This window comes from Klebsiella sp. LY, from assembly GCF_004010915.1.
GTDB classification, from domain to species: Bacteria; Pseudomonadota; Gammaproteobacteria; order Enterobacterales; family Enterobacteriaceae; genus Klebsiella; species Klebsiella quasipneumoniae.
Window position 1 is genome coordinate 1,091,815 of sequence record NZ_CP022444.1, and the last position, 21,868, is coordinate 1,113,682.

Genomic DNA, 21,868 nt, shown 5'->3' on the forward strand with positions numbered 1-21,868 from the left:
GCAGGCCGTCAGGCAGGAGGCAGGCGGTTTTCCTGCTCAAGCGTTAGCGCAATCTCCCGCGCCAGGGCGATAAATTCGCGTGCCGCGGCGCTCTGCCATGCATCCCTGCGCTGTAGCAAACAGGCCGTTCGCTGCAGCAGCGCAGGTTCGAGCTCAATAGCCACTACATCATCAAACTGCCCGGCGATCGCCGCCGGCAGCAGTGTCGCAAGGGGCGTGCGCCGAATGACCGACATAACGGCGCCGATAGAGTTGGCCTCCATCCGCACGTCAGGTTCGAGCCGATGACGACGGCAATAACGATCGATCTGCTCCCGGGTGGCAAACTCGCTGCTCAGTAAAATCAGCGGCTGCGCGTCGAGCGCCTGCAGCCGGAGCGCGTTCTCTCTGGCCAGAGGATGACTGCGGCTCACCACCAACGCGAGGGTTTCCGTCAGCAGCGGATGAACGACAATATCCCGGGAACGGCTTTCGTCAAAGGCAATGCCGACATCCAGTTCATCCTGCAGCAACATCGTTTCCATGCGCTCCTGGTTCATCTCCTGAATCAGCAATTTCACTCCGGGGTAGCGTCGATAGTAGTTTTCCACCAGCGGTCCCAGCATATAGGTGGTGAAGGTCGGCGTCATGGCAATGCGGAGTTTGCCACGCTGCAGATCCTCAGCGTCATGCAGAGCGCGCCGCCCTTCCTCAAGATCGCGTAACGCCCGGCGAGCATACTCCAGCCAGATCTCTCCGGCATCGGTTAACCGGGTATAACGGCCAGAACGGTCGAAAAGCTGAACCTCCAGCATGGCTTCAAGCTGGCGGATCTGCTGTGACAGCGCAGGCTGGGAGACGTGCAGCGCCGCGGCGGCGCGAGTAAAGCCACGGTGTTCTGCCACGGCGATAAAGTAGGAAAGATGGCGCAGGAGCATCCGCTTACCTATAAGTAATTCAACTAGGGTTAATCATAAATAAGTCTTTTAACTTATGAAACAAGTTACGTACCCTCTACGCACGACCCGTTGCCTTTTTTTCCCTGAACATCATCTTATGCAGGAGTGACTATGTCCGCTCACGATCGCTATCTCCAGCGCGCCCTAACGCTGGCAAACCACAACATCAGCCACGGCGGTCGTCCCTTTGGCGCCGTGCTGGTGCGCCATGACGAGGTTGTCGCCGAAGCCGTCAATACCTTTCATCTAAGCGGCGACCCAACGGCGCATGCCGAACTGAATGCCGTCCGCGATATTGCCGCCAGGCTGGGGAGCGAGGTTCTGCGCGAATGCGTTATCTACGCCAGCGGACAACCTTGCCCGATGTGTCTTAGCGCCCTCTATTTAACCGGCGTGCGGGAAGTGTTTTTCGCCAACAGCAATCAGGACGGAGAACCTTTCCAGCTATCTACCGCCGCGATTTATCAGCAGTTGCAGCAGCCGCTGGCGCAGCAGACGTTGCCGATCCATCATCGCCCGCAGCCGGAGGGGCTGGCAGTTTATCAGCGGTGGGCGGAACAGCAGCCATGAAAGCCGTGTTGCGACAGAATCTGACGCTGGGGATCCTGGTGCTGATCGGCATAAATATGCGACCGCTGCTCACCTCCATCGGCCCTTTACTTCCGGAGATCCGCGCCGCCAGCGGGATGAGCTATACCCTGGCCGCGCTACTGACCGCCCTGCCGGTGATAGCGATGGGCGTGCTGGCGCTGGCCGCCGGTTCGGTCGATCGTTATGTCGGTCAAAACCGTAGCATTGCGCTAAGTCTGCTGATTATCGCGGCGGGCGCCCTGCTGCGGGAAATCGCTCCGAATAGCGGCCTACTGCTCACCAGCGCCCTGGCCGGAGGCGTTGGCATCGGCATAATCCAGGCTGCCATCCCGGCGGTAATTAAGCGCTTGTTCGCCCGCCGGACGCCGCTGGTGATGGGGCTATGGTCAGCGGCGCTAATGGGCGGTGGCGGGTTAGGCGCCGCGTTTACGCCATGGCTGGCGTCGCATTGCACAGCATGGCGGGATGCGCTGGCCTGGTGGGCGCTCCCCGCCCTCCTCGCCCTGTTCAGCTGGCTGGCGATTTGTCGGCACCTGCCCCGCGCCCCGCATCAGACCAGCGCCGCGCCCCGGGTGGCGATTATTGGCCAGCGCCGCGCCTGGACGCTGGGACTCTATTTCGGACTGATCAACGCCGGCTACGCCAGTCTAATCGCCTGGCTGCCGCCCTACTATATGCAGCTTGGCGACAGCGCCCAGTACAGCGGCTCGCTGCTGGCGCTGCTGACGGTTGGGCAAACCGCAGGCGCGCTGCTGCTGCCGGCGCTGGCTCGCCAGGATGACCGGCGCCAGCTTCTGCTGCTTGCTCTGGCGCTACAGCTGATTGGGTTCTGCGGCTTCATCTGGCTGCCGCAGCACTTCCCAGCGCTTTGGGCCCTCGCCTGCGGCGTGGGTCTGGGCGGCGCGTTTCCCCTGTGCCTGGTGCTGGCCCTCGATCACGCCGGGCAACCGACGGTGGCCGGCCGGCTGGTAGCCTTTATGCAAGGTATCGGATTTATCATCGCCGGCCTGTCGCCCTGGCTTTCCGGCCTGCTGCGTAGCCTGAGCGGGAACTACACCCTTGACTGGTCCTGGCATGCGCTTTGTGTCCTGTTACTCATGGCGCTCACGCTGCGCTTTATCCCAGCGCACTACCCGGCCGAGTGGCGACAGCGCGCCTCTGATCTGCATTAAACCGGCGGCGCGTGGCAACCTGAATGCCGCGCGCCAAGCCTGACTAGCCCCGCTAATCTCACTAACGAGAAACCCGTTTTGGTAGCGTCGCTGGCGCTAAATTTATTACCGGGCGAAATTAATGTGTCGCCGAATCACGACACTCGTAAGTAACTAAAAATTAATAAAAAAATGCCCCTTGTTTCCCTGATTTTTTAGGCGTACATTAGCGCCATCTGGAGCATTAAACGCACAGAATTGCGAGCTGCCGCAGGGTGAGATTTCACCGGCGACAGCCCTTGAAAAACAGAACAATTAATTCATTTGAACGTCGCATAAGCGCGTGGAGTGATGAGTCGTGAAATACTTCTTTATGGGTCTCTCTTTTATGGTCATCGTTTGGGCCGGTACTTTTGCCCTGATGATCTAGACTGCAGCGGTGTCAAAAAAACGGGAGCCCACAGGCTCCCGTTTTTGTTATAGCGTATTCGCCGAAGCGCTAGCTCGCAGCGGGCAGTAAGCCATCAGCGCGGAACATCGCCTTGATGCCGCGGATCGCCTGACGCGTCCGGTCCCGGTTCTCGATCAGCGCGAAGCGGACATGGGTATCGCCATAATCGCCAAAGCCAATCCCCGGAGAGACGCAAACCTTCGCTTCGTTAAGCAGCTTTTTCGCAAACTCCAGCGAGCCCATGTCGGCATAAGGTTCCGGAATTTTCGCCCAGACGTACATGGACGCCTTCGGACACTCAACCATCCAGCCGGCCTCGTGGAGCCCTTTCACCAGCACATCGCGGCGGCGCTTATACTGTTCCGCGATATCCCGCACGCATTGCTGATCGCCCTCCAGGGCCGCTATCGCCGCCACCTGCAGCGGCGTAAACGTGCCGTAGTCATGGTAGCTTTTGATGCGGGCGAGCGCGTTCACCAGGGTCTTATTGCCGACCATAAAGCCAATGCGCCAGCCGGCCATGTTATAGCTTTTCGACAGGGTAAAGAACTCGACGGCGACATCGCGCGCGCCGGGCACCTGCATAATGGAGGGCGCTTTCCAGCCGTCATACACGATATCGGCATAGGCCAGATCGTGGACGACCAGGATGTCATACTGCTTCGCCAGGGCGACAACCTTTTCAAAGAAATCCAGCTCGACGCACTGCGCGGTCGGATTCGAGGGAAAGCCAAGGATCATCATCTTCGGCTTCGGATAGCTCTCGCGGATGGCGCGTTCCAGTTCGTTAAAGAAATCCACCCCTTCCACCAGCGGCACCGAGCGCACCTGCGCCCCGGCAATCACCGCGCCGTAGATATGGATCGGATAGCTGGGGTTCGGCACCAGCACGGTATCGCCATGATCCAGCGTCGCCAGCATCAGGTGCGCCAGCCCCTCTTTCGAACCAATGGTGACAATCGCTTCCGATTCCGGATCGATATCGACGTTATAGCGTTCTTCATACCAGCGCGAAATAGCGCGACGCAGGCGTGGGATCCCCCGCGAGGTAGAGTAACCATGGGTGTCAGGCCGCTGCGCGACGGTGCAGAGTTTTTCCACGATATGCGGCGGCGTCGCGCCATCGGGATTGCCCATACTGAAATCGATAATATCTTCGCCGCGCCGGCGCGCAGCCATTTTCAGTTCGGCAGTAATATTAAAAACGTACGGGGGGAGACGATCGATACGCGTAAAACGGCGTTCAGGACTGGATTCAGCCATAGGTTCCTCTGATTAACGTTAGCGCCCGGACCGTCCGAGCGACGCTGCCGCTGTTGCGGCTCGTTTAGAAAATAACCTGAAAAAAAACACGTTGTCGAGTGCCCTGACGAAAAATAATCACTGGCGTTAAAAACGGGTATCGTCTGCGCTAAATACGGCAGTACGCCGCGGGATGAATACCGTTTTGTATGCAAGTGGTAACATATTGATATCTTTTCTATCACGGGTATTTATCGTTTCCCCTGCTGTCTAGCGGTTTGTCGCCTTGCCATGATTCAATCCCCTTTTAAAAGTGTGTCTTTTCCTCATTATTTTTCTGCGGCTGGTCTTCTGTCGTCAGGTTTTTTATCATGTCCTTTTCTGGCCACTGACGCGGCGCACCCATGCACGAAATCTTTACTATGATGCTGGCGGTCTATGATCGTGCGGCCCTGATGCTTATTTGCCTGTTTTTCCTTATTCGCCTGCGCCTGTTCCGCGAACTGCTGCATAAATCAGCGCATACGCCGAAAGAGCTGCTGGCTGTCACCGCCATCTTCTCGCTGTTCGCGCTCTTCAGTACCTGGTCCGGTGTGCCGGTGGAAGGATCGCTGGTAAACGTGCGTATCATCGCCGTGATGTCCGGCGGGATCCTGTTTGGCCCATGGGTGGGAGCCATTGTCGGGGTGATTGCCGGTGTGCACCGCTATCTGATTGATATTGACGGCGTGACCGCCGTACCCTGCTTTATCACCAGCATCATCGCCGGTCTGCTGTCGGGGTTGATTAACCGCAAGGTGGCCCGCGATCAACGCTGGAAAATCGGCATTCTGGCCGGCATGGTCTGCGAGACCCTGACCATGATCCTGGTGATAGTCTGGGCGCCCTCTCTGAGCCTCGGCCTGGATATCGTCTCGAAAATTGGTATCCCGATGATCCTTGGCAGCGTCTGCATCGGCTTTATCGTGCTGCTGGTGCAGAGCGTGGAAGGGGAAAAGGAGGCCAGCGCCGCGCGGCAGGCGAAACTGGCGCTCGACATTGCCAACAAAACCCTGCCGCTGTTCCGTCAGGTCAACAGCGATTCTCTGCGCCAGGTTTGCGACATCATCCGCCGCGACATTACCGCCGACGCGGTGGCAATCACCAATACGGAACACGTGCTGGCCTACGTGGGCGTCGGTGAAGCCAACTATCAACACCATGACGATGTCATCAGCCCCACTACCCGACAGGCCATTCGTTATGGAAAGATCATTATAAAAAACAATGACGAAGCCCACCGCACGCCGGAGATCCACTCCTTAATGGTCATCCCGCTGTGGGAAAAGGGGGTGGTCACCGGCACGCTAAAAATCTATTACTGCCACGCCCATCGCATCACCTCGACGCTGCAGGAGATGGCGATTGGCCTGTCACAAATCATCTCCACCCAGCTGGAGGTTTCCCGCGCCGAACAGCTGCGGGAGATGGCCAACAAAGCGGAGCTGCGCGCTCTGCAAAGCAAGATTAACCCGCACTTTTTATTCAATGCCCTGAACGCGATCTCCTCCTCGATTCGCCTTAATCCGGACACCGCGCGCCAGCTCATTTTTAATCTGTCGCGCTATCTGCGCTATAACATCGAATTAAAAGACGATGAGCAGATCGATATCAAACGAGAGCTGTATCAGATCAAAGATTACATCGCCATTGAACAGGCCCGATTCGGCGACAAACTGACGGTCATCTATGATATTGACGACGACGTCAGCTGCGTGATCCCGAGCCTGCTTATCCAGCCCCTGGTGGAAAATGCCATTGTGCACGGCATTCAGCCGTGTAAAGGGAAAGGGGTGGTGACGATCGGCATCAATGAGTGCGGCAATCGGGTTCGCATCAGCGTTCGCGACACCGGCAACGGCATCGATCCCGCCGTGGTCGCCCGCGTGGAAGCCGATGAAATGCCAGGTAACAAAATCGGCCTGCTCAACGTTCATCATCGGGTGAAACTGCTCTACGGCGAGGGGCTGCATATCCGCACCCTGACGCCAGGAACGGAAATCGCCTTTTATGTCCCCAATCACTCTACGCCGCAGGCGCTGACGGAGTCTCTGTTGTCATGAGCGGAGAAAAGATGAAAGTTATCATTGTGGAGGATGAGTTTCTGGCCCAACAGGAGCTCTCCTGGCTTATCAACACCCACAGCCAGATGGAGATCGTCGGCAGCTTTGACGACGGCCTGGACGTGCTGAAATTTCTCCAGCACAACAAGGTCGACGCCATCTTTCTCGATATCAATATTCCGTCGCTGGACGGCGTTCTGCTGGCGCAGAACATCAGCCAGTTCGCCCATAAGCCTTTTATCGTTTTTATCACCGCGTGGAAAGAACACGCCGTGGAAGCCTTTGAGCTGGAGGCGTTTGACTACATTCTGAAGCCCTACCAGGAGTCGCGCATCATCAATATGCTGCAGAAGCTGACCGCCGCCTGGCAGCAGCAAAATAACGCCGCCTCCGGGCTAGCCAGCGCAGCGCCTCGGGAAAACGACACCATCAATCTGATAAAAGATGAGCGGATCATCGTCACCAGTATCCATGATATCTATTATGCAGAGGCGCACGAGAAGATGACCTTCGTCTACACTCGCCGGGAGTCTTTCGTTATGCCGATGAACATTACCGAATTCTGCAGCAAACTGCCCACCGCACATTTCTTTCGCTGTCACCGCTCGTACTGTGTGAATCTCAGCAAAATTCGTGAAATTGAGCCATGGTTTAACAATACCTACGTGCTACGCCTGCGCGACCTGGAGTTTCAGGTTCCGGTCAGTCGCAGTAAAGTGAAAGAGTTTCGCCAGCTGATGAATCTGTAGACGACGGGGAGCCCCGCCTTGCCGGGCTACGGCGGTAGCCCGGGAGGAATGCGCTTACAGCACCTGACCCAGCGTCTGACGCAGATGCGCGCCGGAGCCCAGCAGGCCTGGGTTGTCATGCACGATCAGGTAAACCGGGATATCCTGGACATAGGCTTTAAATCGGCCTTTATCCTCAAAACCGCCGCGGAAGCCGGAGGCTTTAAAGAACTCCAGGAAGCGCGGCACGATGCCGCCGGCGATATACACGCCGCCAAACGTCCCCAGGGTCAGCGCCAGGTTTCCACCGAAGCGCCCCATAATGACGCAGAACAGCGACAGCGCCCGGCGACAGTCGGTGCAGCTATCCGCCAGCGCCCGCTCGGTGACCTCACGCGGCTGCAGGTTCTCCGGCAGTCGACCATCCGATTTGACTATCGCGCGATAGAGGTTGACCAGACCAGGCCCCGAGAGCACGCGTTCTGCGGAGACGTGCCCCAGTTCAGCGCGCAGCTCTTCCAGAATAATGCCCTCTTCTTCACTGTTCGGCGCAAAATCGACATGGCCGCCTTCGCCAGGCAGGCTGACCCAACGCTTATCAACGTGCACCAGATGGGCTACGCCCAGCCCGGTTCCGGCGCCATAAACGGCGATCGGTTTGCCGGCTACCGGCGCGCTGCCGCCGAACTGAATCAGGTGCTCAGCTTTCAGCATCGGGATGGCCATTGAAACGGCGGTGAAATCGTTAATAATCTCCAGGTGCGCAAAGCCAAGGTTGCGCTTCATCTCAGCGATGGAGAAGGCCCAGGTATGGTTGGTCATCGCCACCCAGTCGCCGGTGATCGGGCAAGCGATGGCGATACAGCCTTCGCTGACGGTCACCTGATGCTCCTCGAGATAGACGCGCACCACAGCCTCCAGACTGGGGTAATCGAGCCCGGAATAGGTCTTTGCACGAGAGATCTCTCCGCTCGCCAGATCACACAGCGCCAGGCGGGCGTTGGTCCCCCCGACATCTCCTACTAAAGCAAATTTTGTCATTCCGTTACGGCTCCGCTAAAGTCAAAATAAATCTTTTGGCACACTGTAAATTCATGGCGGCTTAACAACAACGTCCAACTCGCGGACGCCCCTTGTTTAGCGACACAGGTCACATTTAGTTTGTAATCAATGCAAAGTAGCCTATTAACGAGGCCACGGGTATCAGACGCCGCCTTAACTTTATCGTTTCAGCACCATTTGCATCGACGATCCCCGTCGACAAAGGCAAAGTAGTGCTCCTGAACTTTAACAAGGACATTTTCATGCTCCATCCTCGCGCCAGAACAATGCTGATCCTGTCGGTGCCAGCTATCCTGATTGGCATCGCCTCCAGTTTGATCCTGATCGGCGCGATGAAAGTTGCCGCGTTGCTGCAGCGCTTCCTGTGGAGCAATCTGCCTGTGCAGTTTGGGGTGAGCGCCGACAACCCGCTGTGGATCATCGCCATTCTCACGGCGACGGGGATCGCGGTGGGCCTGGTCGTCCGTTACAGCCCGGGGCACGCCGGGCCGGACCCGGCGACCGAGTCGTTAATCGGCGCGCCTATTGCCACCGGCGCGCTGCCCGGGCTGCTGGCGGCGCTGATCCTTGGCCTCGCCGGCGGCGTCAGCCTGGGCCCGGAGCATCCAATTATGGTGGTGAATATTGCGCTGGCCGTCGCCGTCGGCTCCCGACTGTTCCCCCGGGTCAGCTCTCTGGACTGGACCATTCTCGCGGCCTCAGGCACCATCGGCGCCCTCTTCGGCACCCCGGTGGCCGCCGCGCTGATTTTTTCGCAAACCCTGAACAGCAGCAACGAGTCGCCGCTGTGGGATCGTCTGTTTGCCCCGATGCTTGCCGCCGCCGCGGGCGCGCTGACGACCGGGCTGTTTTTCCACCCCCACTTCACGCTGCCGATCGCGCACTATAGCCAGATGCACTTCTTCGATATCGTCAGCGGCATGATCGTCGCCCTGATCGCTATCGCTGTCGGTATGGTCGCCGTCTGGTGTCTGCCGCGCCTGCACACGCTGATGCATCGCCTGAAAAACCCAATCCTGACGCTGGGCCTCGGCGGCTTGCTGTTAGGGATCCTTGGAACCATTGGCGGACATTTAACGCTGTTTAAGGGGCTGGATGAGATGCAGCAGTTGGCCTTCAGCCAGACGCTGACCGCCTCGGATTATCTGCTCATTGCGCTGGTCAAACTGGCGGCGCTGGTTCTCGCCTCGGCCTGCGGCTTTCGCGGCGGGCGGATTTTCCCCGCGGTCTTCGTCGGCGTGGCGCTGGGGCTGATGCTGCATGCCCACGTGGACGCCGTGCCGGCGGCAATTACCGTCTCCTGCGCGATCCTCGGCATGGTGCTGGTCGTCACCCGCGACGGCTGGCTGAGCCTGTTTATGGCCGCTGTGGTGGTTCCGGACACCACGCTGCTGCCGCTGCTGTGCATTGTGATGCTCCCGGCCTGGCTGCTGCTGGCCGGGAGGCCCTTAATGATTGCCAGACACCATACCGACTAAACGCGGCTGTTTCGTTCCTCCAGCGCCTGCGTCACCGCGCGCAGGAAATCGGGGATATCCATTTTCGGCAGCATCACTTCCACCAGGGTGAGAGTATCGGAGGTGATACTCTCCGCCATCGCCTCCCGTAGCTCAGCAGTGTGCGTAACCCGCCAGCAGCGCGAGGCAACGTCCGGGGCGAAGGCTTCCGGCAGGCGCCGCCAGTCCCACAGGGCAATATCATTGTAGCGCTGCTCCGGACCGTGAATCGCCCGTTCTACGGTATACCCTTCGTTATTAAGCAGCAGAATAAGCGGCTTTTGTTTATCGCGCAGCATAGAGCCCATTTCCTGAATCGTCAGCTGGGCGGCGCCATCGCCGACGATCAGCACCACCCGCCGCTCTGCCGCCGCGGTTTGCGCGCCATAGGCGGCCGGGAGGGTAAAACCAATCGATCCCCACAGCGGCTGGACGATCAGCGATGCCTCAGAGGGGAGCTTAAGCGCCGCGATGCCAAATGCCGCCGTCCCCTGATCGGCGAGGATAATATCGCCGGGGCGTAGCGCATCCTGCACTGTCGACCAGAAATTCTTCTGGGTTAACTCGCCTTCGCCCTCCTCTTCCACTTCCGGCGCCACGACCTGAGGCGCCGCCCACTCCGCTGCCAGCGGGGCGGAAAGCGTCATTAATGCAGCCAGGGCTTGATCCATTGGCACGCCGCTGAACCAGTGATCGCCCACCCTGACGGCGAAGGGCTGGATCTCAATGGTCTTCTCCCGCGCCAGATGCTGGGTGAACCCTGCGGTGATAGTGTCGGTGAAGCGCGTACCAATGCAGATGATGGTGTCGGCGTTTTCGATAGCCTCCCGGGTCTGCGGCGCGCTGGCGATGCCGCTGTAAGTGCCGACAAAACCTCTCTGCTGCTCATCGAACAGCCCCTTGCCCATGAGCATGGTGGCGTGGGCGACGGGGGTTTTCGCTACCCACTCCCGGAGCGTGTTCTGCAGGCCATAGCGTTGCGCGAGGAAGTCCGCCAGCAGGGAAATGCGTCGACTGCCCCGCAGCAGGCGGCTGGCATGTTCGCAGAATCCGGCGAGCTGGTTTTGATCCGCCGGAGCGGCCTCCACCAGCAAGCGCTGCGCTGGGGCAATCGCTGCCGCTCTGGCGACATCGGCCGGCAACATCAGATAGCCGGGTCGATGATGCGTCAGCATATCGCGCAGAACACGGTCGATCTCATGGCAGGCGTTGCCAGCGGTCAGCAGCGCCTGGCTACAGGTGATCTGCTCGCTCATTCGCGCAAAATGGCGGAAATCGCCGTCACCCAGGGTGTGATGCAGCAGTTCGCCGCGCTGCTGAGCGCCAGTGGAGGGCGCACCGACGATATGTAATACCGGAATATGCTCCGCATAGCTTCCCGCCACGCCGTTCAGGGCGCTTAGTTCGCCGACGCCGTAGGTTGTTAGTAACGCGCCGGCCCCCTTAATGCGTGCGTAACCGTCAGCAGCATAGGCCGCATTCAGCTCGTTGGCGCAGCCGACCCACCCCAAGGCGCTGTGCGCAATGACGCGATCGAGAAACTGTAAGTTGTAATCTCCTGGTACGCCGAACAAGCGGTCAATACCGCAGTCAACGAGGCGATCCAGCAGATAATCCCCAATAGTGTAGGTCGGTTGCATGTCCATTATCCTCATTTTGGTGCAGGTGTAATTTGAGTATTGAATAAGCGATCCGCCTGTCCAGAAGGGGGACGATAAAGCCGGTGTAAAGCAATAGTTACGCCCAAAAAGCGGTGTACTCCACGCAAAACATTGATTAGTGTAAACGTATACACAACTTGTTTTATCTGCGGAGGAAGAATGGTTTACCAGGCAAGCACCACGCGATATCAAACGATGGCCTATCGTCGCTGCGGGCGCAGCGGCCTTCAGTTGCCGGCTATTTCTCTCGGTCTGTGGCATAACTTTGGCGATGAAACGCGGGTGGAAACCAGCCGGCAGATGCTCCTGCACGCGTTTGACCTCGGCATTACCCATTTCGACCTGGCCAATAATTATGGGCCGCCGCCGGGCTCGGCGGAGAGCAATTTTGGCCGCATCCTTAAAGAGGCCCTCCTGCCCTATCGCGATGAGTTGATCATCTCCACCAAAGCGGGCTACACCATGTGGGACGGCCCTTACGGCGACTGGGGTTCACGCAAATACCTGGTGGCCAGTCTGAACCAGAGCCTGCGGCGCATGGGGCTGGAGTATGTCGATATTTTTTATCATCACCGCCCGGACCCGGAGACACCGCTGACGGAAACGATGCGCGCGCTCGATCATCTTGTCCGCCAGGGTAAAGCGTTGTACGTCGGCCTCTCTAACTATCCGCTCGCCCAGGCGCGAGAAGCGGTGAAAATCCTTAACGACCTCGGCACCCCCTGCGTCATTCACCAGCCTCGCTACTCCATGTTTGAACGCGGTGTGGAAGAGGGATTACTGGATTTTTTGCAGACCGAAGGGGTGGGAAGTATAGCGTTTTCACCGCTGTCCGGCGGCCAGCTAACCGACCGCTATCTTAACGGCATTCCGGCAGACTCACGCGCCGCCAGCAGCAGTCGTTTTCTGCAGCCGGAGCAACTGACCAGCGCCAAATTAGAAAAAATTCGTCAGCTGAATACGCTGGCGGAAGCCCGCGGGCAGAAGCTGTCGCAGATGGCGCTGGCCTGGGTGCTGCGCGAGGAGAAAGTCACCTCCGTGCTGATCGGTGCCAGCAAAACCGCCCAGCTGGATGATGCGGTAGGGATGCTGAAAAACCGTCATTTCAGCGCCGGGGAGTGCGCGGCGATTGATGCCATCCTGGCGCTGTAAAGCAAATGTTACTTTAGCAAAAAGTGCTCTTTTCTGCGCTTTCGGAGTTCGTCCGATGCGACGGGTCTTTACCGGCCCGTAATATCAGGTTAACAGGCCGCTTACGGCCCCGATCGTGAAGGAGAAGAGTATGTTCAGGTCACTGATTCTGGCAGCAGTACTGCTGGCCGCAGCGCCACTAGTCGCTAACGCTGGTGAAATCACCCTGCTGCCATCGGTAAAATTACAAATAGGCGATCGTGACAATTACGGTAACTACTGGGACGGTGGCGGCTGGCGCGACCGTGATTACTGGCGTCGTCACTATGAATGGCGTGATAACCGTTGGCATCGTCATGACAACGGCTGGCACAAAGGCTGGGACAAAGGCAGAGATAAAGCCTGGGAGCGCGGCTATCGCGCGGGCTGGAGCGACCGCGACGACCATCGAGGCGGCTGGGGACGTGGTCCCGGCGGACGCGGTCACGGTCATGGACATGGCCATCACTAACAGACGAAAAGGGGAGCCCATCGGCTCCCCTTTGCTTTATTCCGCAGCAGGAAGTCATCAATCCACCCCGAGCAGCGATCCCACAATTAACCAGCCGTTCAGGCTCACCACAATGGCGACTATCGCCCAGCCGATGCCTCTCACCCAACGGGTATTCACCAGGTCTCCCATTAGCTTTGCATTGCTGGTAAATATCAGCAGCGGCACCAGGGCAAGCGCAATACCAAAGCTGAGCAACACCTGACTCATCACCAGAATACGCGTTGGATCCAGTCCCAGCAGAATGACGACAAACGACGGCAGCATGGTGACCGCCCGGCGAAACCACAGCGGAATATGAAAGCGGATGAAGCCCTGCATGACCACCTGGCCTGCGAGAGTCCCCACCACCGTCGAGGATAAACCTGCAGCGACCAGGCTGAGGCCAAAGATAGTCGCCGCCGCGTGGCTCAGGAGTGGCTCCAGCGTTCTGTAAGCCTGATCGAGATCGGCGACGCCGGTATGGCCGTTGAAGTGGAATGCCGCCGCGGCGGTCGCCATCATCGCCAGGTTAACGAACCCCGCAATGGTCATGGCGATCGCCACATCCCAGCGGGTCGCGTTATAGCGTTCTTTTCGCGTCCCGCCGTGCAGATGCTGGGTAAGCGAGGAGTGTAAGTAGATCACGTGCGGCATAATAGTGGCCCCCAGCACCCCGGCGGCTAAGAATACCGCCTCGCCGTTGGGCAGCGTAGGGATCGCCAGCCCTTTGGTCAGGGGAGCCAGCGCGGGCTGGGAAAAGATCAATTCAACGACATAGGCGACGGCAACAAACAGCAGCAAGCCGCCAATCACCTTCTCCAGCGGTTTTTGCCCGCGCCGCTGCAGCATCAGGATCAGGAAGGTCGCCACCCCGGTCAGCACCGCCCCTTGCAGAAGCGATACGCCCAGCACCAGCTTAAAGCCAATCGCAGCGCCGATAAATTCGGCCAGATCGGTGGCCATGGCGATGATTTCCGCCTGTACCCAGTAAAACCACACGACCGGGCGCGGGTAATGGTCGCGGATCTGCTCGGCCAGGTTTTTACCGGTGGCAATGCCCAGTTTGGCAGAGAGCACCTGGATCAGCATCGCCATCAGGTTGGCCCATACTACGACCCACAGCAGCTGATAGCCAAAGCTGGCGCCAGCCTGAATATTCGTGGCGAAATTACCCGGATCGATATAGCCAATGGCAGCGACGAAAGCGGGTCCCATTAAGGCGAGCTTCACCTTGCGCGCGGCGCGACTACTGCTATTCTCAACGCGACTGCTAGTCATCTTCTGCCTCTGGAAATATAGCCTTTGCTATGTTTCATGCTATCAAAATGCGAATGATTATCAAGTTCATTTAGAATGGAGATAATAATTGCTGTGATAGGAGGGAACAATTGCTGGCCGGATATGGAAAAGGGCGTCAGAAAACCCGATCGCGCCAAATATTAAGAGTAGTACAAGAATGCAACTTTTAAAACCTTTACGTAACATAACAAAAGTGGATGTTTGATCACTATTTTTGCCATTGGTCACAGTTCCTTGCAATAGTGTGCAATTGATCTCGTTTTCTTTAAAGCCGTTGCATAGAATGTGCACGGAAATTTAACCTGCCTCATATTTGGAGCAACTATGGACCGCGTCTTGCATTTTGTCCTCGCGATCGTTGTGGTGGCTATACTGGCCCTGTTGGTCAGTCATGACCGTAAAAAGATCCGTATTCGTTATGTTGTTCAACTGCTTGTCATTGAAGTCCTGCTGGCCTGGTTCTTCCTGAACTCCGATATCGGTCTGGGTTTTGTGAAAGGCTTCTCCGAGATGTTTGATAAACTTCTCGGCTTTGCCAACGAAGGGACAAACTTCGTGTTCGGCAGCATGAACGACAAAGGTCTGGCCTTCTTCTTCCTTAAGGTTCTGTGCCCTATCGTCTTCATTTCCGCTTTGATCGGTATTTTGCAGCATATTCGCATCCTGCCGATTGTTATCCGCGCCATCGGTACCGTGCTGTCGAAAATCAACGGCATGGGCAAACTGGAGTCCTTCAACGCCGTCAGCTCGCTGATCCTCGGCCAGTCGGAAAACTTTATTGCCTATAAAGATATTCTCGGCAAAATGTCGCGCAACCGTATGTACACCATGGCGGCGACCGCGATGTCCACCGTATCGATGTCCATCGTCGGCGCGTATATGACCATGCTGCAGCCGAAGTACGTCGTCGCGGCGCTGGTGCTCAACATGTTCAGCACCTTTATCGTGCTGTCGTTGATTAACCCGTACCGCGTGGAAGAGAGTGAAGAAAATCTGCAGATGTCGAATCTGCACGAAGGTCAAAGCTTCTTCGAGATGCTGGGCGAATACATTCTGGCGGGCTTTAAAGTTGCGATTATCGTGGCGGCGATGCTGATCGGCTTCATCGCGCTGATCTCCGCGCTGAACGCCCTGTTCGCTACCGTGACCGGCTGGTTCGGCTACAGCATCTCCTTCCAGGGGATCCTTGGCTATATCTTCTACCCGGTCGCCTGGGTGATGGGTGTGCCGGCAAGCGAAGCGCTGCAGGTGGGTAGTATTATGGCCACCAAGCTGGTCTCCAATGAATTCGTCGCCATGATGGATCTGCAGAAAATCGCCTCGACGCTCTCCCCGCGTGCGGAAGGCATTATCTCTATCTTCCTGGTCTCCTTCGCCAACTTCTCGTCTATCGGCATCATCGCCGGGGCGATTAAAGGTCTGAACGAAGAACAGGGCAACGTGGTTTCACGCTTCGGTCTGAAGCTGGTTTACGGCTCCACGCTGGTCAGCGTACTGTCTGCTTCAATTGCGGCTCTGGTTCTGTAACAGGCGCCAGTCCTCTGAGCCGGGCAATGCCCGGCTTTTTTTTACCCGTCATTCGCCCAGCGGCCGGGGCTTGCCCACCAGGTAGCCCTGCAGATAATTCACCCCCAGCTCCAGCAAGCGCGCTTTTTGCGGTTCGCTTTCGACATATTCCGCCACCACGCTCATCTGTTTCGCCCGCGCCATCTCAACAATCGATTTCACCATAATGGCATCCAGCGGGTCAGTGAGGATGTCGCGAACGAAGCAGCCGTCAATCTTGATGATATCGGCTTGCAGATGCTTCAGTCGTTCATAGTTCGCATACCCGGTGCCAAAGTCATCAATGGCGATGGCACAGCCAAACGCGCGCAGCGCTTCAAGATTTTGCTGGCTGATGTCGGCATTGGAGAAGGCCTGCTCTTCAGTGACTTCAATAGTGATAAGGCCTGGTGAGACCGCATAGCGTTGAAACAGCGCGATAATCTGCGCGGCGCTGTCCTTTTGCATCAGAGTTGCAGGCAGCAGATTGACCGAGAATCGCTGGCCAGGGTGCTGATGAAGCACGCTGAACAAGGTCTCCAGCACCAGCATGTCGAAACGTTGGCTGAGGTTAAACTGCACAATCAACGGGATAAACTGATCGGGCATAATGACGCTATCGCCACAGCGCATGCGGGTGAGGATCTCATGATATCCCTCCCCTTCCCTGTTCTGAATCGGCTGCGCATAGAGCATCAGCGCCCGCTCTTTGAGCACCTGCTTGACGCGCATGAGGAGGCGCACCTGCTCGGTGGTTTGATCCACCACCAGCTCCTGCTCCTCATCCAGGGCCAGCACCCGACGTTCGCTACCCGCCTGTTCGGAAAGCCAGCTTAGCTGACCCAGCATCTGGTGAAGTCCCTCGCGCTGACCGTCGTCGCGGCCCCAGGCCGCGCCAAACTCCAGATCCAGCGGCTGATTGTGCCAGCTGAATTTTTTGTGATTGAGAACCGCGACCATATGATGCAAACGGGACGAAGGCTCCGGTCCGTCAAGCACGAGGATCAGTTCGCTGCCCGGCACCTGGAAAACTTTATCCGTCGCCCCCAGCAGCGGTTGCAACGCCCGAATAATCTGCCGTTTACAGTCCACCCCCATCATCAGGCCATAATGCCTGCTGAGAAAGTCGAGATTATGAATACGCAGGCTGCAGATAACCTGCTGCGGACAGCTCTGTAAATGGCTCTCCAGCGCGCGCAGGTTAGGCAAGCCAGTCAGCGGATCTTCTTCCGCCTGACTACGCCAGCGGCGTTTATTGCGGTCGCTACGGGCATAGGTGTCTGCCATATAAAACAAACAGATAGTAAAGGAGATCAGCACTGAGAGCACAAAGGATAATGAATACTCGCTTTGGACGCCCTGGAGAAAGTTTTTGTTATACACCACCAGTAAAAAAGCCGAGACCGACCATGAAATACGCAGCAGCGCATGACCAATTCGGCTAATCCCGATAAAGTAGACGATAAAAATCACCGGAACTAAATAACCGGCAATAAATTCAGACTGATACGGCGCACACAATAGCGTTAATATCACCGCCAGCGCAATAAACCAATATAGCGTAAAGGAACGATATTTTGCTGCCAGCCACGGTAAACATTCCTGCCGCCAGAAACGTCGGGCGTAGCGTGGATTGATAATCATCCGCATTGGATAATATAAAAAAGTGGTAAAAATTAATGCCGCGCTGATTAAACTTTGAATATCTATTACGGTATAAATCAATGGCATACTGCCAAAATAGCTGGTAATAGATAAGGGAAAAGCAAAATATTGCCCGGCAAGGTACATGGTGAGTTTCAGCAGCACCGGCGCGAAGAAGCCGCCCCAGAAGATCCGCGCTCCCATATGTTTTGCCGTCGGGCCACAGCGCCAGCGCTTACCCACCATCAGTCTTAGAATAGCGCAGGAGAAGAACACCGCAAACAGCTGACAAAAGAGTAAGATAAGCGCCTGCGGTAGCGTTAATTTAATAAGAAAGCAATTGGTGATGGCAAATGCGAGGATTAATGGCGCAATCGCATAGCGGCCAAAGATAAAAATAACAGAAAACATCACGCTAATGGGCAGCCAGGCAATATAAATAAGATTGCCATCAATAACCGTTTGCGGTGAAATAAAACGAGCCAGCGGAATAGCGACTAAACAGACGATAAAGGCCAACAGAGTTTTTTTGATATTAATGTTAATTTTATCAACCATTATTGTTAATTAAAACTCCGGCAACCTCATTACGTTTAATGGGGGAAATGTTATGTTGCTTATTTAGGGCAGGCAAGGTGATTTATCAGGAAAAAGTCTGAAATTACTTTCGATTTTAATTGCTGGAGATTAACTGACTTAAGCAGAAAATGCTTTACATGAAAATAGATAAAAACAAAAACCCCCGCCGAAGCGAGGGTTCTGAATTTTGGTGGAGCTAAGCGGGATCGAACCGCTGACCTCTTGCATGCCATGCAAGCGCTCTCCCAGCTGAGCTATAGCCCCACAGGACCTCTTTACGAACCAAATCCGCTGGGTGCAGAATTTGGTGGAGCTAAGCGGGATCGAACCGCTGACCTCTTGCATGCCATGCAAGCGCTCTCCCAGCTGAGCTATAGCCCCGTAACGTAAAGCGTGTCGTGTTGACGGGCGGCATAATATGAATTCCTCGCTCAGGTGTCAACGGCAAAATTATCCTTCTCGATTCAATCGCTGAAAAAGCAGGCAACCTGCTGACATTGCGAGCCTTATCGCAGCCAGAAGTTAAACAGGTCACCTTTTCCAGTAAAAGGATGCTATAACATGGACAGCTAATTCCCATACATTTACTCAGGAAATAGTATGCTCAAGGAACGAATGACACCTGAAGAAATCGCCCATCTGACCGGCTACAGTCGGCAAACTATCAATAAGTGGGTGCGGAAAGAAGGCTGGCAGACCTCTCCGCGGCCTGGCGTCCAGGGCGGCAAGGCGCGCCTGGTCCATGTCAATGAGCAAGTCAGGGAGTTTATCCGCAGCGCCCAGCGCGTGGCGGAGACGCCCGGCACCTATTCTCCCCACGACAGCGATCTGGAATCGCTGCTGCTAACCCTCTGTAAAGAACTCACCCCCAGCGAGCAGAAGCAGCTTATGTCGCTGTTGCTGCGCGAGGGGATCACCGGGTTACTGCTTCGGTTAGGGATCCGCGATCGGTAAACCATGATGAAACTAAAAGATAAAATGACGCCCGCAGAGCTTGCCGACTGCCTGGGGCTGGCCAGACAAACGATCAATCGCTGGGTTCGGGAGAAGAAATGGCGCACAGAAGCGATACCCGGCGTTAAAGGGGGACGAGCGCGACTGGTGGTCATCGACCAACCGGTGCGTGAGTTTTTGACTAACATTCCCGCCAGACGCCATCTGTTTAGCGACAATCATCTCGCGGAATCGCCAGGCGCTTACCTGGTCAATGAGGCGGACGCGATCTGGCGGCAAATCACAGAAACCCTGCAACTGATGACTCCGGCAGAACAGCTGCAGCTCCGCGACCTGCTGGCCCGGGAAGGGATTAGCGGTTTTCTTGCCCGCCTCGGCATCGCCAGCCCGGCGTAACAGACAAAAAAAACGGCAGGAGTATATCCTGCCGTTATATCATCTACGTCCCCGTCAGGACGCCTGGCCTTCGCGCTCAGCCATAAAAGCCAGCGCTTTATTGATACGCTCTACGCTACGGGACTTGCCGATTGCATGGACGGTTACGTCAAGCGCAGGAGACTGCCCAGCACCGGTAACGGCCACGCGCAGCGGCATACCGACTTTACCCATGCCCACTTCCAGCTCATCAGCGGTCGCCTGAATCGCGTGGTGGACGTTTTCCGCCGTCCAGTCGCTAATCGCCGCCAGCTTGTCGCGGACGACTTCCAGCGGCTGACGCGCTACCGGACGCAGATGTTTCTTCGCCGCGTCGGCGTCGAACTCAGCGAACTCTTCATAGAAGTAGCGGCAGCTCTGGGCAATCTCTTTCAGCGTTTTGCAACGCTCGCCCAGCAGCTTCACCAACTCGGCCAGCTGCGGACCGTTGCGGGTATCGATATTTTCCTGCTCGATATGCCACTGCAGATGGGTCGCCACATACTCCGCCGGCAGCGTATTGATGTAATGATGGTTCAGCCACAGCAGCTTGTCGGTGTTGAACGCACTGGCGGATTTGCTGACCGCCCCCAGCGAGAAGAACTCGATCATCTCTTCGCGGGTGAAGATCTCCTGATCGCCATGGGACCAACCCAGACGCACCAGATAGTTAAGCAACGCTTCCGGCAGGTAGCCATCGTCGCGATACTGCATCACGCTGACCGCCCCGTGGCGCTTGGAGAGTTTCTTGCCATCGTCGCCGTTGATCATCGATACGTGCGCGTATACCGGCACCGGCGCGTTCAGCGCTTTAAGGATGTTGATCTGGCGCGGCGTGTTATTGATATGATCTTCACCACGGATCACGTGGGTGATCGCCATGTCCCAGTCATCCACGACGACGCAGAAGTTGTAGGTCGGGGAACCATCGGTACGGCGAATGATCAGATCGTCCAGCTCCTGGTTGCTGAACTCGATAGGTCCGCGGATCTGATCGTCAAAAATAACTGACCCTTCCTGCGGGTTGGCGAAACGCACCACGCACGGCTCATCGTCGGCATGATGCTCGTGGCTATGGCGGCAGCGGCCATCGTAACGCGGCTTCTCACCGTTCGCCATCTGCTCTTCGCGCAACGCTTCCAGACGCTCTTTCGAGCAATAGCATTTATAAGCGGTACCGGCTTCCAGCATCTCATCGATCACGTTGTTATAACGATCGAAACGTTTGGTCTGGTAATAGGGACCTTCGTCCCATTGCAGATTCAGCCAGTTCATGCCATCCATGATGGCTTCAATTGCTTCCGGGGTGGAGCGTTCGAGATCGGTGTCTTCAATACGCAGTACAAACTCACCGCCGTGGTTACGGGCAAAAAGCCAGGAATAGAGAGCAGTACGCGCACCGCCAACGTGCAGATAGCCGGTTGGGCTTGGCGCGAAGCGAGTTTTGATTTTCATGAATTGGCCTTACGTTTAATAAAGATGCCGATAGACGGCAATGTCCGGTGGAAATTATGGGTCAATATTCTAACACCGTGGGCTGATTCCTCAATGTTGTTCCCGTCGGAACGTCGCGGTTTGCCATTTTTGTTTATAAATCATGCTATGACGCCGGTTTTACGATCGCTTTGTTTAATTTTACGACGAACGAACGAATTCTTTAGAAAAGGCGTTGACTCATTTTCAACTCTCCCTATAATGCGACTCCACACAGCGGGGGTGATTAGCTCAGCTGGGAGAGCACCTCCCTTACAAGGAGGGGGTCGGCGGTTCGATCCCGTCATCACCCACCACTACTTAACGTAGTCTCCGCCGTGTAGAACAGAAAATTGAGAAGTGGGTGATTAGCTCAGCTGGGAGAGCACCTCCCTTACAAGGAGGGGGTCGGCGGTTCGATCCCGTCATCACCCACCACTTTCTCGCCAGCTGAATTTTCTGTCAAAATGTGAAGTACCGAAGTGGGTGATTAGCTCAGCTGGGAGAGCACCTCCCTTACAAGGAGGGGGTCGGCGGTTCGATCCCGTCATCACCCACCACTTCGGGTCGTTAGCTCAGTTGGTAGAGCAGTTGACTTTTAATCAATTGGTCGCAGGTTCGAATCCTGCACGACCCACCAATGTAAAAAGGCGCCCTAAAGGCGCCTTTTTGCTATGCGCCGAACTCAACGATTCGAACCTGCAGCAGGTTCGGGTCGAACGCAGTGAGACAACGGAGCCGCTTGCGGCGACGGCCCGAAGGGCGAGGCGAAGTCGAGTCATCCTGCACGACCCACCAATGTAAAAAGGCGCCCTAAAGGCGCCTTTTTGCTATGCGTGGAACACAGCCCCGGCCACGAGCTTCCCCGTGGCGAT

General features: G+C 56.5%; 19 protein-coding genes, 6 tRNA genes and 1 other RNA gene. 16 read left to right on the forward strand and 10 right to left on the reverse strand.

The window, feature by feature from the left end; translation table 11 throughout:
• Window positions 1-8 precede the first annotated feature (8 nt).
• Window positions 9-917, reverse strand: coding sequence for a transcriptional regulator CynR (gene cynR, locus CE636_RS08050; RefSeq protein ID WP_017899498.1), 909 nt, complete (start codon window positions 915-917; stop codon window positions 9-11).
• 132 nt (window positions 918-1,049) lie between these two features.
• On the opposite strand from cynR, the gene CE636_RS08055 reads away from it, so the two are divergent.
• The 3 genes from CE636_RS08055 (at window position 1,050) to ypdK (ending at window position 3,110) form a co-directional block, all read left to right on the forward strand.
• Window positions 1,050-1,508 carry a nucleoside deaminase gene (locus CE636_RS08055; protein WP_004202034.1) on the forward strand — a complete coding sequence of 153 codons (459 nt, stop codon included), beginning with the start codon at window positions 1,050-1,052 and terminating at the stop codon, window positions 1,506-1,508.
• Window positions 1,505-2,701, forward strand: a complete 1,197-nt coding sequence (locus CE636_RS08060) for a CynX/NimT family MFS transporter (RefSeq protein ID WP_017899497.1) — start codon at window positions 1,505-1,507, stop codon at window positions 2,699-2,701. Before CE636_RS08055 ends, CE636_RS08060 begins: the two co-directional genes overlap by 4 nt.
• 337 nt (window positions 2,702-3,038) lie before the next feature.
• Window positions 3,039-3,110, forward strand: coding sequence for a membrane protein YpdK (gene ypdK / locus CE636_RS08065; RefSeq protein ID WP_099119320.1), 72 nt, complete (start codon window positions 3,039-3,041; stop codon window positions 3,108-3,110).
• 69 nt (window positions 3,111-3,179) lie between these two features.
• Here the strand turns inward: ypdK and alaC are convergent, their stop codons facing one another.
• A complete protein-coding gene (gene alaC, locus CE636_RS08070; RefSeq protein ID WP_004202031.1) occupies window positions 3,180-4,394 on the reverse strand; it encodes an alanine transaminase in 1,215 nt (404 codons plus the stop codon).
• A 286-nt stretch (window positions 4,395-4,680) separates the two neighbouring features.
• On the reverse strand, window positions 4,681-4,779 hold the full coding sequence (locus CE636_RS28615; RefSeq protein ID WP_032431109.1) for a hypothetical protein: 99 nt from the start codon (window positions 4,777-4,779) through the stop codon (window positions 4,681-4,683).
• On the opposite strand from CE636_RS28615, the gene CE636_RS08080 reads away from it, so the two are divergent.
• Together CE636_RS08080 and CE636_RS08085 are read left to right on the forward strand one after the other, a co-directional pair.
• Window positions 4,778-6,475 (forward strand): sensor histidine kinase, encoded by a 1,698-nt coding sequence (locus tag CE636_RS08080; protein ID WP_017899496.1) that lies wholly within the window; start codon window positions 4,778-4,780, stop codon window positions 6,473-6,475. The two genes, CE636_RS28615 and CE636_RS08080, sit on opposite strands and share 2 nt — an antisense overlap.
• An 11-nt stretch (window positions 6,476-6,486) precedes the next feature.
• Entirely contained in the window at window positions 6,487-7,224 is a 738-nt protein-coding gene (locus CE636_RS08085; protein ID WP_004202028.1) for a LytR/AlgR family response regulator transcription factor, read from the forward strand.
• Window positions 7,225-7,278: 54 nt separating this feature from the next.
• Here the strand turns inward: CE636_RS08085 and glk are convergent, their stop codons facing one another.
• Window positions 7,279-8,244, reverse strand: coding sequence for a glucokinase (glk, locus tag CE636_RS08090; RefSeq protein ID WP_004202027.1), 966 nt, complete (start codon window positions 8,242-8,244; stop codon window positions 7,279-7,281).
• Between the two features lie 263 nt (window positions 8,245-8,507).
• Here glk and CE636_RS08095 point away from each other — a divergent pair, with 263 nt between their 5' ends.
• On the forward strand, window positions 8,508-9,743 hold the full coding sequence (locus tag CE636_RS08095) for an ion channel protein (protein WP_025999166.1): 1,236 nt from the start codon (window positions 8,508-8,510) through the stop codon (window positions 9,741-9,743).
• On the opposite strand, the gene CE636_RS08100 is transcribed toward CE636_RS08095, so the two are convergent.
• Window positions 9,740-11,401: an alpha-keto acid decarboxylase family protein gene (locus CE636_RS08100; protein ID WP_017899493.1), complete on the reverse strand. Its 1,662-nt coding sequence runs from the start codon at window positions 11,399-11,401 to the stop codon at window positions 9,740-9,742. The genes CE636_RS08095 and CE636_RS08100 overlap by 4 nt on opposite strands.
• A 180-nt stretch (window positions 11,402-11,581) precedes the next feature.
• On the opposite strand from CE636_RS08100, the gene CE636_RS08105 reads away from it, so the two are divergent.
• Together CE636_RS08105 and CE636_RS08110 are read left to right on the forward strand one after the other, a co-directional pair.
• Window positions 11,582-12,574, forward strand: coding sequence for an aldo/keto reductase (locus tag CE636_RS08105; protein ID WP_017899492.1), 993 nt, complete (start codon window positions 11,582-11,584; stop codon window positions 12,572-12,574).
• A 130-nt stretch (window positions 12,575-12,704) separates the two neighbouring features.
• Window positions 12,705-13,064, forward strand: a complete 360-nt coding sequence (locus CE636_RS08110) for a DUF2502 domain-containing protein (RefSeq protein ID WP_017899491.1) — start codon at window positions 12,705-12,707, stop codon at window positions 13,062-13,064.
• Window positions 13,065-13,121: 57 nt separating this feature from the next.
• On the opposite strand, the gene CE636_RS08115 is transcribed toward CE636_RS08110, so the two are convergent.
• Window positions 13,122-14,363, reverse strand: coding sequence for an Nramp family divalent metal transporter (locus CE636_RS08115; RefSeq protein ID WP_004202021.1), 1,242 nt, complete (start codon window positions 14,361-14,363; stop codon window positions 13,122-13,124).
• Between the two features lie 345 nt (window positions 14,364-14,708).
• On the opposite strand from CE636_RS08115, the gene nupC reads away from it, so the two are divergent.
• The gene (gene nupC, locus CE636_RS08120; protein WP_017899490.1) at window positions 14,709-15,911 is read left to right on the forward strand and encodes a nucleoside permease NupC; all 1,203 of its coding nucleotides are present in this window, start codon (window positions 14,709-14,711) and stop codon (window positions 15,909-15,911) included.
• A gap of 48 nt (window positions 15,912-15,959) precedes the next feature.
• On the opposite strand, the gene CE636_RS08125 is transcribed toward nupC, so the two are convergent.
• The 3 genes from CE636_RS08125 to CE636_RS08135 all read right to left on the reverse strand — a co-directional run bounded on the left by CE636_RS08125 (window position 15,960) and on the right by CE636_RS08135 (window position 18,533).
• Window positions 15,960-18,131, reverse strand: a complete 2,172-nt coding sequence (locus CE636_RS08125) for an EAL domain-containing protein (protein WP_017899489.1) — start codon at window positions 18,129-18,131, stop codon at window positions 15,960-15,962.
• Window positions 18,132-18,340: 209 nt separating this feature from the next.
• A tRNA-Ala gene (locus CE636_RS08130) sits at window positions 18,341-18,416 on the reverse strand.
• A 41-nt stretch (window positions 18,417-18,457) separates the two neighbouring features.
• A tRNA-Ala gene (locus CE636_RS08135) sits at window positions 18,458-18,533 on the reverse strand.
• A 219-nt stretch (window positions 18,534-18,752) separates the two neighbouring features.
• Between CE636_RS08135 and CE636_RS08140 the strand changes: the two genes are divergently transcribed.
• A complete protein-coding gene (locus CE636_RS08140) occupies window positions 18,753-19,106 on the forward strand; it encodes a YfeC-like transcriptional regulator (protein ID WP_004202017.1) in 354 nt (117 codons plus the stop codon).
• Between the two features lie 3 nt (window positions 19,107-19,109).
• Window positions 19,110-19,502 carry a MerR family transcriptional regulator gene (locus tag CE636_RS08145; RefSeq protein WP_004202015.1) on the forward strand — a complete coding sequence of 131 codons (393 nt, stop codon included), beginning with the start codon at window positions 19,110-19,112 and terminating at the stop codon, window positions 19,500-19,502.
• 54 nt (window positions 19,503-19,556) lie between these two features.
• Here CE636_RS08145 and gltX read toward each other — a convergent pair whose 3' ends face one another.
• Window positions 19,557-20,975, reverse strand: coding sequence for a glutamate--tRNA ligase (gene gltX, locus CE636_RS08150; protein WP_017899488.1), 1,419 nt, complete (start codon window positions 20,973-20,975; stop codon window positions 19,557-19,559).
• Window positions 20,976-21,234: 259 nt separating this feature from the next.
• On the opposite strand from gltX, the gene CE636_RS08160 reads away from it, so the two are divergent.
• The 5 genes from CE636_RS08160 to CE636_RS08180 all read left to right on the forward strand — a co-directional run bounded on the left by CE636_RS08160 (window position 21,235) and on the right by CE636_RS08180 (window position 21,791).
• Window positions 21,235-21,310: transfer RNA gene (locus CE636_RS08160), tRNA-Val, on the forward strand.
• Between the two features lie 45 nt (window positions 21,311-21,355).
• Window positions 21,356-21,431, forward strand: a tRNA-Val gene (locus CE636_RS08165).
• A 46-nt stretch (window positions 21,432-21,477) separates the two neighbouring features.
• Window positions 21,478-21,553, forward strand: a tRNA-Val gene (locus tag CE636_RS08170).
• A gap of 4 nt (window positions 21,554-21,557) precedes the next feature.
• Window positions 21,558-21,633, forward strand: a tRNA-Lys gene (locus CE636_RS08175).
• Window positions 21,634-21,655: 22 nt separating this feature from the next.
• Window positions 21,656-21,791, forward strand: a non-coding RNA gene (locus tag CE636_RS08180) — RtT sRNA.
• Window positions 21,792-21,868 lie beyond the last annotated feature (77 nt).